Raw genomic sequence first — 15138 nt, forward strand, 5'->3', positions numbered from 1 at the left:
ATCAGTGATCTCCCTTTGTCGGCTTGCTCATTTTGCCGGGTGTGTCCACGACGGTCGAGATATAGGGCTGTGGCGCAAAAAGCTGCCCCGCCATCTTGATGGTAAACCCATGCACCTGTCCTGCAAAAACCGTATGGGCCAGCAAGAGCGCGATCAATCCACCGACCGCCACATAGGAAAGTGCTGCAGGGCGTGACAACTCCGGCGCATCAGCGGCGGGAACAACACTGTGGGATTTCCAGAACAGGATGCTGCCCGCACGAGCAAACCCGACGATGCTGATCAGGCTGGAACCCAAGACGATCACCCAGATCCAGACCATAAGGTCGGAGCCGTAGGCGGCGTCGAGCACCAGCAGTTTGCCCAAAAATCCCGAAAGCGGCGGCAAGCCTGCCATCGCAATCGCGCCGATGAAGAACAGCCCTGCTGTCAGCGCAGTGCCCGCAATTGGCGGCTGCGGCGTGAGCTCCAGATCAGCCCTTCCGGTGCGCACCAGATCGGAGATCAGGAACAGTGCCGCGCCGGCCAATGTAGAATGCACAATATAATAAAGCGCCGCCGCAATGCCCGCCGGCGTAAACAGCGAGATGGACACCAGAACCATACCCATAGAGCCGATGACGGAGAAGGCCACAAGCCGGTCCAGCCGTTTGGCGGCCAGTACCCCGATCATGCCAATTGCCAGCGACAGCAAGGCCGCAGGTAAAAGCCAGATGTCATGCAGGCCCGCCGTCACCGCCAGATCGGGCGGGAAGATCATCGTATAGACGCGAATGATCGCATAGGCGCCGACCTTGGTCATAATCGCAAACAGCGCCGCCACAGGTGCAGGCGCCTCGGCATAACTCGATGGCAGCCAGAAATGCAGTGGCACCACTGCGGCTTTGATCGCAAAGACCAGCAGCAAGAGCACCGCGGCGACGCGAATGCCTACCGTGTCCTGCGCGCCAATCATCGCGACGCGGTTGGCCAGATCGGCCATGTTCAGCGTCCCTGTCTGGGCATAGATCGAACCCAGCGCGAACAAAAACAGCGTCGAGCCGATGAGGTTAAAGAGCACATATTGCACACCCGCTTTCAGTCGCGCATTGCCGCCCGCATGGATCATCAGCCCGTAGGACGCAATCAACAGCACCTCGAAGAACACAAACAGGTTGAACAGATCGCCAGTTAGAAACGCGCCCATGATGCCCATGAGCTGGAACTGGAACAGCGCATGAAAATGCCGCCCGCGATTGTCCCAACCCGAGCCGATGGCATAGAGCAACACAAATAGCGCCAGCACCGCAGTGAGCAGCACCATCATTGTCGACAGCCTGTCACCCACCAGCACGATGCCGAAGGGTGCAGCCCAATCGCTAAGCTGATAAAGCACGATAGACCCGTCAGACACCTGCAACGCCAGCCCCGCGGCAATGCCGATCAGCGCCAGCACACCGGTCAGCGAAAACACCCGCTGGATGCCAATATGATAGCGCGCGGCCAGCACGATAAACGGCGCAAGCATCGCCGGCAGAACAATCGGGGCAATGATCCAGTGGTTCATGGGGCGCCCCGCGTATTATCGTCTACCGCGTCGGGCAGGTCATCAACATGGTCGTCGTCCGACCCCAAAAAGGCCCCAAGGCCGATCATCACCACAACGGCGGTCATCCCGAAGGAAATCACAATGGCGGTTAGCACCAAGGCTTGTGGCAATGGATCTGTATAAAGAGATGCATCATCGCTCAGGATCGGCGGTGCGCCAATTGTCAGGCGGCCCGAGGCAAACAGGAAGATATTGACCGCATAGGTCAACAACGACATGCCCAAGATCACCGGAAAGGTCCGCAACCGCAGCATCAGATACAGCCCGCCTGCGGTCAACACGCCCACAGCAGAGGCAACGAGAAATTCCATATCAGCCTCCCTGCTTTACGGTTCTGGTCGCGTTGGAGGACGGACCCTCCCGCGACGGGTCAATGTCCATCGGGTGTTCGCTATCGGATGCATGGGCGCGCCGCGCAAGCCGCGAAAAGCTCTCCAGTGACAGCATCACCGCGCCCACGACCGCCAAAAACACGCCCAGATCAAACAGCGCTGCTGTAGCCAACTCGAACTTATCGAACGGCGGGATGCGAACATAGGTGAAGTCGGAGGTCAGAAACGGCTTGCCGACCAGCCAGGACCCGATGCCAGTCAACCCCGCGATCAGCACCCCTGCCCCGATCACCCCATGATAGGGGTACCTCAGCCGCGACGACGTCCATGTAAAACCGCTGGCCATATACTGCATTACAAAGCCGATCGAGACGATCAAGCCTGCGATAAACCCGCCCCCGGGTGCATTGTGGCCGCGCCAGAAGATGTAGAAACCGACCAACAGCACAATCGGCATCAGCACCCGCGTCAGCACCACCATCATCATCGGGTGCACGTCGCCCGCGCGGGGTTGATCGGGCAGCCGGTTAAGCAGCCTTGCGCGCACCGGACCATCCAGCAGCGTCTCGGTCAGCGCATAGATCAGCAGCGCGGCGATACCCAGAACGATGATCTCGCCGTAGGTATCAAAGCCCCGAAAATCGACAAGAATCACGTTGACCACATTGGTGCCGCCGCCGCCTTTGTACGAGTTGGCGAGGTGGAATTCAGAGATCGGCGTGCCTACCGCATCGCGCAGCAGGTAATAATAGGTCAGCGCAAATGTCGCCAAGCCCCCCGCGACCGCCACACCGGTATCACGCACGCGCCGCAGCACTGTGCTTTCGACCGGTGTGATATTGGGCAGGAAATTTAGCGCCAGTAGCAACAGGACAATGGTGACGACCTCAACAGTGAACTGCGTCATCGCCAGATCTGGCGCGCTAAAGAACACAAAGCCGACCGATACCATCAGCCCGACGATGCCGATCAGGATCAGCGACAGCAAGCGGTTGCGGTGCATCAGCACCATCCCCGCCGTCGCGGCCACCAGCATCAGCCAACCCGCAATCGCGACCGGCCCTGCTGTTTGAACTGTCCGCGTTGCCGCACCGACCGATCCCGTGCTCCATGCATGGAAACCCGCCGCGATGATCACGACAGCGGCAAGGGCTGCGTAGCGCGTGAACGCACCATTGTGCAGCGGCAAGATGATCGCGCGGGAGAGTTTGGCGATGGCTTCGACGAGACTGTCGAAGATGGTTTTAGCCTCGGGCCGTGGGGTCGCATCCCACAGGCGCAGCGCTGGTTTGAACAGGGCCAGCATGAAGAGGCCGCCAGCAATCGCCGTCAAGGACAGGAACAGCGCCGGAACCGGACCATGCCAGATTTTGATATGCGCCTCGGGCAAGGCAGCAGCACCACCCAGCACCGAAGCCGTGACCAGCTTGACAAAAGGCTCCGCCAAAAACGGCGCCACGCCGATCATCACCACCAGCACGACCAAGATCGCGGGCGGTATCCACATGCCCGCGCCCGGATCATGCGGCTTGGCGGGATAGTCATTGCGCACCGGCCCCAAGAACACATGGTCAATCAGCCGGAAACAGTAAGCCGCCGAGAACAGCGACCCGACAGTTGCCAAAGCAGGCACCAGCCAATGCGGCCCGAAGAGCACGGTGTCATGTGCTGCTTCCAGCATCATTTCCTTGGACAAGAACCCGTTGAGCAAGGGTATCCCCGCCATCGACAGTGCCGAGATCGTCACGATCACAAAGGTCACGGGCATCAGCTTGCGCAGCCCCCCGAGGCGGCGAATGTCGCGGGTGTGGGTCTCGTGGTCAATGATACCGGCAGACATGAACAATGCGGCCTTAAAGGTCGCGTGGTTGAGGATATGAAACACCGCCGCCATCGCGCCAAAGGCGGTGCCTGTCCCCAAGAGCATCGTGATCAGGCCAAGGTGACTGACCGTCGAAAACGCCAGCAACGCCTTCAGGTCATGCTTGAACAGCGCAATAACCGCGCCCAGCACCATCGTGATCAACCCCGCCGAGGTGACAATATAGAACCATTCCGGCGTCCCCGACAGCACCGGCCACATCCGCGCCATCAGGAAGATACCCGCCTTCACCATCGTGGCCGAATGCAGGTAAGCCGAAACCGGCGTTGGCGCGGCCATGGCGTGCGGCAACCAGAAGTGGAACGGAAACTGCGCCGACTTGGTAAAACAGCCCAGTAAAATCAGGATCAGCGCCGGAACATAAAGTGGATCAGCCTGAATAAGATCACGGTTCTGCAAGATCACGCTCAGATCATAGCTGCCGACAATCTGGCCAAGGATCACCATGCCACCGATCATCGACAAACCGCCCATGCCCGTAACCATCAAGGCCATCCGCGCGCCCTGCCGCCCTTCAGGCAGGTGCTTCCAGTAACCGATGAGCAAGAAGGACGACAGGGATGTCAGCTCCCAGAAAACTAGCAAAAGCAGTATGTTGTCACTGAGGACAATGCCGACCATCGCGCCTTGGAACAGCAGCAGATAGGTAAAGAACTCGCCCATATTGTCGTCACGGCTAAGGTAGTGCCGCGCGTAGGCGATGATCAAAAGGCCGATCCCGAGGATCAGCAGAGCAAAGAAAAACCCCAGCCCGTCCAGCATCAGGGTGAAGTTCAGCCCCAGCGCAGGCATCCAGTCGACCCGCGCCATCACAACCTCGCCCGCCAGAACCATTGGCAGGTTGGTCAGCAACCCGATAAACGCCGCCAGCGACACCGCAAAGGTGACACCTGCGCAGGCGGAGCGACCCGCTGAATTCATCAAACCTGGCAGAAGGGCGCCAAAGAACGGTAGTGCAACAATGATAAGGAGGGACACGGCTACTCCAAGTGCGCTGGGTTAGACAACTTGCACAAAATTTTTACAGTTTAGCAATCGCGCAAGCGAGATTGTCAGCTTCGCTGAGACGCCGCGTTTGTCACATGTACGCCCGACCGTCGCAATACTGAACTCGGCACTTTGCGGCTGAAACCAATGGTCGCACCCAGCTTAAACATTGCCACAGCCTCAGAAATGCGAGGAAGGCGGCATTCACGGCACTTTCAAATTTTCGTAAGGTTCACGTAAGGTCGGGGTGATGAATGGCGCTGAAACAGCCATGAAGATTCTCCCCGATGACCCTATTCCAGAAACTGACCACCCGTTTTTCAGACCTGCGCAAGGTGCGCGCGGTCTCTCCGACGGGGTTAATCCTGCTGACCATTGCTTATCTTTTTGCCGCGAGCAACGCGACCTTCTGGTCGATTGGCGCGCAGGTCTTTACCGGCCACCCTCTGTCGTTCGCAGGCTTTTCCCTGGCCGTGCTTTTTCTGACCCTCGCGTTTTTTAGTCCCTTCGGGCTGCGCTGGACGCTCAAACCGTTTCTGGTGTTCATGGTACTGCTCAGCGCGGTGACCTCCTACTACATGGATACGCTCGGTGTGATCATTGATCGCGACATGATCCAGAACGTGATGGTCACGACGGTCACAGAGTCCAAACATCTGATCACCGCCGGTTTTATCAGCCACATCGTCATCTACGGCGTGCTGCCTGCTTCGCTAATCTTTTGCATTCGGGTTAAGCAATATAGCTGGGTTAGAACTTTCGCGACGCCGGTACTGGTGACCGCGGTGAGCGTTGCACTGGCGGCAGGACTGCTGATGACCGACTTTAAATCCTATGCCTCCATCCTGCGCGAGCGCAAAGATTACATGAGCAGCTTCCAACCCGGCATGCCGGTGGTCAGCGCCATCCGCTATGCCAAAATGATGACCCGCACGGCGAGCACAGTCGTTGAAGCGATTGAGCATGACGCCACGAAAGGCCCCGCCTATGGCCCGGACCGCAAGCCGCTACTGACCATTGTCGTAGCAGGCGAAACTGCCCGTGCGCAAAACTTCAGCCTCAACGGCTACGGCGTCGAGACCAATCCACGGCTGGCAGCGCTTCCGGTGGTCAGCTTCAATAACGTCAGTTCCTGCGGTACAGCGACGGCGGTTTCGCTGCCTTGCATGTTCTCGAACTACAACCGCGACCAGTATTCCTATGAGAAAGGCGTGTCGCATCAGAACGTGCTGGATGTACTCAGCCACGCAGGGCTGCACGTCGAATGGTGGGACAATAACACCGGCGATAAGGGCCTTGCTGCGCGAATCCCCTCGCGGTCACTGACCCATAGCGACAATGCCGAATTCTGTGCGGCGGGCGAATGTACCGACGGGATATTCATGGCACAGCTCAAGGAATATGCCGCGACGATCACCGAAGACACCGTGCTGGTGCTGCACCAGATCGGCAGCCACGGCCCGACCTATTATCTGCGCTATCCTGAAACAGCCGAGCGGTTCCAGCCTGCCTGCCGCACGGCGGAGTTCAAATTCTGCACGCCGGACGAGATCGCCAATGCCTATGACAATACCATTGCCTATACCGATGAAATTCTGGCCCAGACGATCGAATTCCTGGCGGGTCAGGACCAGCTCTCCACCGCGCTGCTCTATGTCTCCGATCACGGTGAATCTCTGGGTGAAAGCGGGCTCTACCTGCACGGCTCGCCCTATTTCATGGCGCCTGATTACCAGACCAAAGTGCCGATGATCCTGTGGATGTCGCAAGCGTTCAAAACCCAGTTCGACATCGATAAACCCTGTATGGCGGCCAAGGCGGGGGAGACACTTTCCCACGACAACCTGTTTCACTCACTGTTGGGGATGCTGGACATTCGCACCCAACAGCGCGACCCTGAGCTTGATCTCTTCGCTTCCTGTCGGAACCTGCAAAAAGTCGTCAGCCAATGATACGTCAAGATACCGCGCACCGCGCGAAGCCCGAACGCCTCACCGGCATCGCCCATGTGTTTGCCGCAGCGGGCTATTCCATCGGGGGCCTGAAACGCCTGTGGCGCGAAACCGCGTTTCGCCACATTGTGCTGGCCCTGCCCGTCTGTCTCGCTGTGCTGGCGCTTTCTGGGGCGGGCTTTGCCGACTATTGCATCATGTTGATTCTGTTCCTCGGCCTTGTTGCAGTGGAGGCGCTGAACACGGCAATCGAATGTATCGTTGATCATCTGGCCCCGAACTGGGAGGTTTTTGCCCGCGATGCAAAAGACCTCGGATCGCTGGCGACCATGTGCCTGCTTGGCGCCAATGGAATCTTTCTCGGGTCGGTGATTTATCGCGGCTTGGCGGGCGGCTGACGCGGGCAAGATCACGGGAGGTTCTCCCCCGTTTCATGCTAGGTATTGCATCATCTACACCCCATAGGCCGACACAAAACCATGCGCATCCTGCTGATCGAAGACGAGGCCGCCCTTGCCCGCCCGCTGCGCGAGCATCTGGAAGCGGACCATCATATTGTCGAATGGTTCACCACGTTGGACGAAGCTCATAGCGCCATCCGCGCGCTAGAATATGACGTGGTGCTGCTGGACCTGCATCTGCCCGACGGCGATGGGCTGACGTTTCTCAGCAAGATCCGCGACCAGCACATCCGCACCCCGGTAATTATCCTGACCGCGCGCGACAAAATCTCCGACCGCATCGACGGGCTAAACCGGGGTGCCGATGATTATGTCATTAAGCCCTTCGATCTGGACGAGGTCAAAGCGCGCATTCACACCGTGTGCCGCCGCAGCGCTGATCAGCTGACGCAAACCACCGTGATCCGCGATCTGAGCATTTGTTTCTCCGACCATTCCGTTACACGCCAAGGCCAGCCCGTCCGGCTGACCGCGCGAGAATGGAGCGTGCTGGAGGTGCTGTTGCGGCGCAAATCGCGCATTGTGCCAAAAGAGAGCCTAGAGGCCGCCGTTTATGCCTACGGTGAGGAGGTCGAAAGCAATGCGCTTGAAGCCCATATCAGCCGCCTGCGCACCAAGCTCGGAAAAGATTTGATCGTGACCCATCGCGGCGTGGGGTACATGCTGCAACCATGAGCAAAAGCCGCACCAGCCTGCTGAACACTGTCTTTCGGGATCTGCTGCTGCCCGGTATCATCGCGGCGGTGCTGGGCGTGCTGATTGTCTATAACCTCGTAAAAGAAGAGTATGACGAGCTTCAGGACGTCGCGCTGATGAGCAAAGCGCAGCTTATCTTGCAGGTCATTGAAGCCCACGCCAGCGCCCCTGATCTCCCTGCCTCAGTGAACTTGGCCGATATGCTGGCCTTTGAGCAGGTCATCATAACCGATGACGACGAACGCTCGATCTTCTGGCTACTGGATGCCGAGGCGCAGGTCATCGCGCAATCTGCGAATGCCGATCCCGCCTTGCTGCCCGCGCAGATCGACGGGCTGATGACCGCACAAGCACATCGGATCGCATCCGCGACCGCCACCGGACCGGAGCCCTTAACGGTCGTTGTTGCCACCCCGATGAGCGAGCGGAACGAGGCTATCCGCGACGTGTTGTTGGGGGTCATCCTCGGCTTTGGGCTGCTCGGGATGCTGGGCGCGATTGCCGCCTATCGCGCGATCCGCCGCTCGGCTGCGGTGATCGCGGACCTCAGCGTCGAGATTGCCACCAAGGACGTGCACGACCTGTCGCCGATCAACCGCGGCAATGCCTTTGCCGAGATCGAGCCAGCGATTGATACTGTTGATACGCTGATGGCCCGCCTTGACGCCGCGCTGACAGCCGAGCGTGCCTTCGCCACCAATGCCGCGCATGAGCTGCGCACGCCTGTTGCGATTTGTCTGGCACATGTACAGCGGCTGAAAGCCAAGCTTGCGGATCCGGCAACTTTGGGCAGCGCCGCCGAGATCGAGCAGGGGCTGAAACGTCTGACGAGATTGATCGAACGCCTGCTGCAGCTGTCGCGGGTGCAGTCTGGTTTGGGCAGCGGCGCGACGGTGACCGATATCGTACCGGTTATCCGGCTGCTGCTACGCGAACTGCGTGACCGTGTTGCGACGCCGGAAATGCTGGAGGTGGCAGAGCCGCAGAGTTCGTGGTTCAGCCCCGTTGACCCCGATGCGGTCGGGATCATCCTGAACAACCTTTTCGACAACGCCCTAAAGCATGCGTCGGGTACGGTGCCGATGGTCGTAGACGCCAGCCAAACCGGACGCATTGTGATCTCGAACGACTGCGCGCCACTGGCCTCGGCCGACCTGCGCAAGATCAGCCAGCGATTTGTGCGCAATGCACCGCTGTCGGATGGCTTCGGCCTCGGGCTCTCCATTGTGCAAGAACTGTGCGTCCAATCCGGGACCGAGTTTGAGATCACCTCCCCCACGCCCGGACAGACAAGCGGCTTTACCGCTGTTTTGATATTTCCGCTGGGCGAAAACCCTGCGCAATCAGTGACAGAATAGCCCTCTGACGCCCGAACTGGCCACTTGGTCACATAGAGCACGGAACCGTGAACCCGTTGTGATTCAGAATTATACGCGCAAAAAATTCCTACCAAAGCTTTGTTATTGAATAGAAATTCTTTAATCCCGGGGATTGATCCGAGCTTCGGGACGCCCCTTCACCTAGCGTCACTTGCTGCGATGCGGAAACCTTTTGCGCCGACGAGCAGTTCTTTCCCCGACACCGAGGCGCAGCAGACTGTGCCCGGTAAATGAATGACTAGGAGAACGACTATGAAACTGATTATTGCAACTACCGCCGCCGCCCTGCTTAGCACCGCAGCATTTGCCGATGAGTCCACGCGCTACAACGACCTGCGTTTGGACACTTCGAAATCTGCAATCGAGCTTTCAGGCGACCACCGTGAGACCCTCATCGGCGAAGACCAATCGACACGTGCCGCCGACCTGCGTTTGGACACCAGCGACGATTCTGGTGTTGATGCCTCCCTCTCGACCCGTGGCAGCATCCAGTCGCCCGGCGAAGGTTATATCTACGGTGGCTACGGCCCAGGCAACGACAGCCGCTAATAGCTGTTAACCCTACAAAAAAGGCCCGGTCATTTGACCGGGCCTTTTTCTTTGCACCTAAGCAAATCTGTCGAACTTGAAGGTAGTGAAAGTTACCTTGGCTACCGACTTAATTATTAAACAAGAAATGCAACACGTCGCCGTCTTTGACGATATAGCTCTTGCCTTCCGAGCGCATCTTGCCTGCTTCCTTGGCGGGCCCTTCGCCGCCGAGCGTGACAAAATCGTCAAATGCGATTGTCTCGGCGCGGATGAAGCCTTTTTCGAAATCACCGTGGATCACGCCTGCCGCTTTCGGAGCACTTGTACCTGCTGGAATGGTCCAAGCCCGCGCCTCTTTGGGACCGACGGTAAAATAAGTTTCCAGGTGCAGCAATTCGTAGCCGGCACGAATTAACCGATCAAGGCCCGCTTCCTTCAGGCCCATCTCGTCGAGAAACATGTCGGCTTCTTCACGGTCAAGCTGGCTGATCTCTTCTTCGATCTGGGCCGAGATGACCACATGGGCATTCCCCTGCTCCGCTGCCATAACCGCAACTTTTTCGGAAAAGGCGTTGCCCTCTGCGGCTTCGGCTTCGCCGACGTTGCAGACATAGAGCACCGGTTTGGTGGTCAGCAATTGCATCATCCGCCATGCCTTGCGGTCATCCTCGTCGACATCCACGACGCGTGCGGGCTGGCCTTGCTCCAGAACTTCGAGCGCTTTGCGCATCAACCGTTCTTGCTGCACCGCTTCCTTGTCGCCACCGCGCACTTTGCGCACGATGTTTTGCAGGCGCTTCTCGATGCTTTCGATATCGGCCAACATCAACTCGGTATCAATGGTTTCGGCATCGGCTACCGGATCAACACGGCCCTCGACATGGGTCACATCGCCGTCTTCGAAACAGCGCAGTACGTGGGCGATGGCATCAGTTTCGCGAATGTTGGCCAAAAATTGGTTGCCCAAGCCCTCACCCTTGGACGCGCCTTTGACCAAACCCGCGATATCGACAAATGTCATGCGGGTCGGAATGATCTGTTTTGATTGCGCAATCGCGGCAAGTTTGTCCAACCGCGCGTCCGGTACCGCGACTTCACCAACGTTTGGTTCGATCGTACAGAACGGAAAATTCGCAGCCTGAGCGGCAGCGGTACGGGTTAGCGCGTTAAATAGCGTGGATTTGCCGACGTTCGGCAGGCCCACGATGCCCATTTTAAAGCCCATGAGGTGCATCCTTTGCAAGTTGGCGTTGTCCTAGGGATTTGACGCCACCTGCGCAAGCCTCAGCGTGCGCGCCGACCCTCGCGGGATTGGAATATCAGCAGCCATGCAAGCAAAATGAACATCGGATGGGTCAACCCGCCCGAGAAAATCAGCGCCGGTATCCAGATGATGAACACGAGGATCGACAGGATCGGCCGCCCTGTGAGCAGGATCGACAAGGGCGGCAGCAGGATGGCAAGCAAATAATTCATGGGCTTTGTGTCCTATTCTGAGCGCGCCGCGTTCTCCGGCGCCAGCCGAAACTGCCCTTTTGCGGGCAACGTGACGGCACGTTTAGAAGACAACCCCATAGCAGGGCATTCGGTTCCTCATTGCAAAAGCGCGCGCGGTGCGACAGAAGAACCATGCTATTCAAGGAGTGCCGCCATGACCCGTATTGACGCCAAATTCGCAGACCTGCGGGCCCGTGGCAAAAAAGCCTTTGTGTCCTACGTGATGGCGGGCGACCCCGACTTTGACACATCGCTTGAAATCGTGCGCGGCTTGCCGGGCGCGGGTGTGGACATCATCGAGCTTGGCCTGCCCTTCACCGACCCAATGGCCGATGGCCCGACGATCCAGCTTGCCGGACAGCGGGCTTTGGAAGGCGGCATGACCCTGCGGCGCACTCTGGAACTTGCCACTGCCTTCCGGCGTGAGGACAACACCACGCCGATCGTGCTGATGGGCTATTACAACCCGATCTATTCCATGGGCGTTGAAAAATTCCTCATCGCTGCAAAAGAAGCGGGCATTGACGGGTTGATCGTGGTCGACCTGCCCCCCGAAGAAGACACCGAGCTGTGCCTGCCCGCGCAGGCCGCCGGACTGAACTTCATTCGCTTGGCAACGCCCACCACCGATGATGCGCGTCTGCCGCGGGTCGTGCAGAACACCTCGGGCTTTGTCTATTATGTCTCTATCACGGGGATCACCGGATCGGCCGAGGCCGATGCAGGCGATGTGGCCCCAGAGGTCACGCGCATTCGCGAGGCTTCAGGCCTGCCGGTGATTGTTGGCTTTGGTGTCAACACACCCGAAAAATCACGCGCTATTGCCGAGGTCGCTGACGGGGTGGTTGTCGGATCCGCCATTGTGTCGCGCATTGCCAACGGTGACAGCGTGCAAGATGTGCTGAGCTTTGTGAAATCTCTGTCCGACGGCGCCCATTCCGCGTGATTTGAGGTCTAGCCCACCGTTTTTCGTGTTTGCGAGAGGTTCAGCTCATCGCCCCATTGCGTGTACCACCTCTTGCCAGACCAATGGACCGCATGTGGTTGGGAGCCGATGATAATGAAGCAGCTTTCGCGGACTTGGACGATCCTTGTTGATTTCAGGTGAACGGTTGCGTTAGCAACAAAAGGCCGAAAACAATGAGGTCTGAAGATGCCAGTAATTACCAATATCGACGACCTTAAAAGGATTTATCAGCGGCGTGTACCGCGGATGTTCTTTGATTATGCCGAATCGGGCAGCTGGACCGAGCAGACCTTCCGCGAGAACTCCTCGGATTTCGAAGCGATCCGGCTGCGCCAGCGGGTGGCTGTCGATATGTCAGGACGCTCGACCACATCGCAGATGATCGGGCAGGATGTGGCCATGCCAGTGGCGCTGGCCCCTGTCGGGTTGACCGGCATGCAGCATGCAGACGGAGAGATCAAAGCGGCGCGTGCCGCGCGGGATTTTGGCGTACCCTTTACCCTATCGACCATGTCGATCAACTCCATCGAGGACGTAGCCGAAGCGACAGGTGCCCCGTTCTGGTTCCAGCTTTATACGATGAAAGATCAAGATTACGTCTCTCGTCTGATCCAGCGCGCCAAGGATGCGGGATGTTCTGCATTGGTGATCACGTTGGATCTGCAAATATTGGGCCAGCGCCACAAGGATTTGAAAAACGGCCTGTCTGCTCCGCCGAAGCTGACACCGAAGACCATTGCCAATTTAGCGACCAAATGGGCATGGGGCATCGGGATGCTGGGCGCAAAACGGCGCGAATTTGGCAACATCGTCGGGCATGTCGAAGGTATTTCTGATGCTTCCAGTCTTGGTGCATGGACAAACGAGCAGTTCGATCTAACGCTGGACTGGGCCAAGATCGCCAAGATTAAAGAACAATGGGGCGGCAAGGTGATCCTTAAGGGTATCCTGGATGCCGAAGATGCGCGCATGGCGCTCAAGGTCGGTGCCGATGCGATTGTCGTTAGCAACCACGGCGGGCGGCAGCTTGATGGCGCGATCAGCTCAATCCGTGCGCTGCCCGAGATTTTGGAGGCGGTCGGCGACCAGATCGAGGTGCATCTGGACAGCGGTATTCGCTCGGGTCAGGACGTTTTGAAGGCGTTGGCGATGGGGGCCAAGGGTGTCTATATCGGCAGGGCATTTATTTACGGGCTAGGCGCGATGGGCCAACCGGGTGTAACGCGGGCCTTGGAAATTATTCACCGCGAACTTGATGTGACGATGGCCTTGTGCGGCGAGACTTCGGTGCAGAAACTCGGACGCCACAATCTGCTCATCCCGAAAGATTTTCGCGGGAAGTGGGAGGCATAGGGAAACCTATGCTGATCTTTCTGAGCCACCAGCTTGCCTATCTGGCGACACCCAAGACCGGCACGACCGCAACGGAGCATGCCCTGCGCCCGCATGCCGAGATCGTATTCGCACGCAACCGCAAGCACCTTACGGCGCAGCGGTTTCAATTGCGTGTCGCCCCGTTTTTAGAACAGACTTTCTCAGTAAAATGCGCCGCAGTAGCGGTGATGCGCGATCCTGTCGATCAGATCCGCAGTTGGTATCGCTACCGCCAATCGCCCAAGCTGGACGACACCCCGATGAGCTCAAAAGGTATGAGTTTTGAGGAGTTTGCACTTGCTGTGATTTCGGAGGCGCCCCCGCCTGCGGCGCAGATCGGTAGCCAGCATGTGTTTCTTACGGCAGGCAAGCAAAACATCCTGGTAGATCATTTGTTCGCCTACGAAGAGGCCGCACGGATGCAGGACTTCTTCCGCGACAAAATCTCCAAAGATCTGGCTTTTAAGGAAATTAACGTCTCACAGCGCGTCCCTGCATCCATCTCAGAAGGTGTTTTGGCAAAACTGCGCGCTGCGCGCGCCGATGAATTTGCGCTCTATGAACATCTGACCCAGGCAGGCGGATATCTCCACACGCCGCGCTGACCCTCATGCCGGCGGCAATAGCAGCGGCAGTTCCCGCTGCTCCGGACCATTTACGGCTTTTCTTAAGGGGAAATCGCGTCTATACGCGCGACTTCACGCGGGGATACAGCCTTGGAGGATTCCCGCCCTAACCAATTGGAGAATAAAATGGCTGGACAGATTCCTGATCTTGAAGCCCAGGTCCGGACGGGGACAGGCAAGGGCGCCGCTCGTCAAGCACGCCGTGACGGCTTGGTTCCTGGTATCGTGTTTGGTGGCGACAAAGAGCCCCTGCCGATTACCCTGAATTTCAACAAACTGCTGACCATGCTGCGTGCAGGCCGCTTCAAAGCGACCCTGTTCAACCTGAAGGTCGAAGGCCACGATGACGTCCGCGTTATCTGCCGCGACGTTCAGCGCCATGTTGTCAAAGACCTGCCCACGCACGTCGACTTCATGCGCCTCAAGCGCACCACCCAGATCAACCTCTTCATCAACGTCGAAGTTTCCGGCGAAGAAGAGTGCCCGGGTCTGAAAAAAGGTGGCGTTCTGACTTTGGTACGTCCCGAAGTCGAACTGGTTGTAACCGCAGCAGACATTCCCGAGAGCATCACCGTTGATATCTCGGGCCTGCAAATCGGTGACAGCGCGACAATCGCCAACGTCAAGCTGCCTGAAGGTGCCAAGCCGGTCATCGACCGTGACTTCGTGATCGCTCAGGTTTCCGCACCTTCCGGCCTCGCGTCACAGGACGACGAAGACGAAGATGTGGCAGCAGACGAAGTGCCGACCACCGAAATGGGTCCGCCCGACGGCGAAGAAGCCAAAGACTAATTCCTTCCCCCTCGGGACAGGATCGACGGGGCCGCAATTTGCGGCCCCGTTTTGCGTTTAACGGTTGCTATGTG

General features: G+C 58.1%; 14 protein-coding genes. 9 read left to right on the plus strand and 5 right to left on the minus strand.

From position 1 onward, the window contains the following. Nucleotide 1: 1 nt before the first annotated feature. From BM174_RS06650 to BM174_RS06660, 3 genes are read right to left on the minus strand one after another with little or no spacing between them, the layout of a single operon-like run. Nucleotides 2–1546, minus strand: coding sequence for a monovalent cation/H+ antiporter subunit D (locus tag BM174_RS06650; protein ID WP_093923066.1), 1545 nt, complete (start codon nucleotides 1544–1546; stop codon nucleotides 2–4). Next, a complete protein-coding gene (locus tag BM174_RS06655; RefSeq protein WP_093923067.1) occupies nucleotides 1543–1899 on the minus strand; it encodes a Na+/H+ antiporter subunit C in 357 nt (118 codons plus the stop codon). The genes BM174_RS06650 and BM174_RS06655 overlap by 4 nt, the downstream gene beginning before the upstream one ends. A 1-nt stretch (nucleotide 1900) precedes the next feature. After that, the gene (locus BM174_RS06660; protein ID WP_093923068.1) at nucleotides 1901–4780 is read right to left on the minus strand and encodes a monovalent cation/H+ antiporter subunit A; all 2880 of its coding nucleotides are present in this window, start codon (nucleotides 4778–4780) and stop codon (nucleotides 1901–1903) included. Between the two features lie 296 nt (nucleotides 4781–5076). Between BM174_RS06660 and BM174_RS06665 the strand changes: the two genes are divergently transcribed. The 5 genes from BM174_RS06665 to BM174_RS06685 all read left to right on the plus strand — a co-directional run bounded on the left by BM174_RS06665 (nucleotide 5077) and on the right by BM174_RS06685 (nucleotide 9826). Then, on the plus strand, nucleotides 5077–6741 hold the full coding sequence (locus BM174_RS06665) for a phosphoethanolamine transferase (protein ID WP_093923069.1): 1665 nt from the start codon (nucleotides 5077–5079) through the stop codon (nucleotides 6739–6741). After that, on the plus strand, nucleotides 6738–7139 hold the full coding sequence (locus BM174_RS06670) for a diacylglycerol kinase (RefSeq protein WP_093923070.1): 402 nt from the start codon (nucleotides 6738–6740) through the stop codon (nucleotides 7137–7139). Before BM174_RS06665 ends, BM174_RS06670 begins: the two co-directional genes overlap by 4 nt. A gap of 81 nt (nucleotides 7140–7220) precedes the next feature. Next, the gene (locus tag BM174_RS06675; protein WP_093923071.1) at nucleotides 7221–7877 is read left to right on the plus strand and encodes a response regulator transcription factor; all 657 of its coding nucleotides are present in this window, start codon (nucleotides 7221–7223) and stop codon (nucleotides 7875–7877) included. Beyond that, entirely contained in the window at nucleotides 7874–9256 is a 1383-nt protein-coding gene (locus BM174_RS06680) for a sensor histidine kinase (RefSeq protein ID WP_093923072.1), read from the plus strand. Before BM174_RS06675 ends, BM174_RS06680 begins: the two co-directional genes overlap by 4 nt. Nucleotides 9257–9529: 273 nt before the next feature. Further along, on the plus strand, nucleotides 9530–9826 hold the full coding sequence (locus BM174_RS06685) for a hypothetical protein (RefSeq protein ID WP_093923073.1): 297 nt from the start codon (nucleotides 9530–9532) through the stop codon (nucleotides 9824–9826). 109 nt (nucleotides 9827–9935) lie between these two features. Here the strand turns inward: BM174_RS06685 and ychF are convergent, their stop codons facing one another. Both ychF and BM174_RS06695 read right to left on the minus strand, forming a co-directional pair. Continuing rightward, entirely contained in the window at nucleotides 9936–11033 is a 1098-nt protein-coding gene (gene ychF, locus BM174_RS06690; RefSeq protein ID WP_093923074.1) for a redox-regulated ATPase YchF, read from the minus strand. 59 nt (nucleotides 11034–11092) lie between these two features. Then, entirely contained in the window at nucleotides 11093–11284 is a 192-nt protein-coding gene (locus BM174_RS06695; RefSeq protein ID WP_093923075.1) for a hypothetical protein, read from the minus strand. Nucleotides 11285–11459: 175 nt separating this feature from the next. On the opposite strand from BM174_RS06695, the gene trpA reads away from it, so the two are divergent. The 4 genes from trpA (at nucleotide 11460) to BM174_RS06715 (ending at nucleotide 15064) form a co-directional block, all read left to right on the plus strand. Beyond that, complete coding sequence (gene trpA / locus BM174_RS06700; RefSeq protein WP_093923076.1) at nucleotides 11460–12251, plus strand: tryptophan synthase subunit alpha; 792 nt, start codon at nucleotides 11460–11462, stop codon at nucleotides 12249–12251. A 207-nt stretch (nucleotides 12252–12458) separates the two neighbouring features. Continuing rightward, nucleotides 12459–13625: an alpha-hydroxy acid oxidase gene (locus BM174_RS06705; RefSeq protein WP_093923077.1), complete on the plus strand. Its 1167-nt coding sequence runs from the start codon at nucleotides 12459–12461 to the stop codon at nucleotides 13623–13625. An 8-nt stretch (nucleotides 13626–13633) separates the two neighbouring features. After that, a complete protein-coding gene (locus BM174_RS06710) occupies nucleotides 13634–14251 on the plus strand; it encodes a hypothetical protein (protein ID WP_093923078.1) in 618 nt (205 codons plus the stop codon). Between the two features lie 147 nt (nucleotides 14252–14398). Beyond that, nucleotides 14399–15064, plus strand: coding sequence for a 50S ribosomal protein L25/general stress protein Ctc (locus BM174_RS06715; protein WP_093923079.1), 666 nt, complete (start codon nucleotides 14399–14401; stop codon nucleotides 15062–15064). Nucleotides 15065–15138 lie beyond the last annotated feature (74 nt).

Source organism: Sulfitobacter brevis (genome assembly GCF_900112755.1).
Classification (GTDB): Bacteria; Pseudomonadota; Alphaproteobacteria; order Rhodobacterales; family Rhodobacteraceae; genus Sulfitobacter; species Sulfitobacter brevis.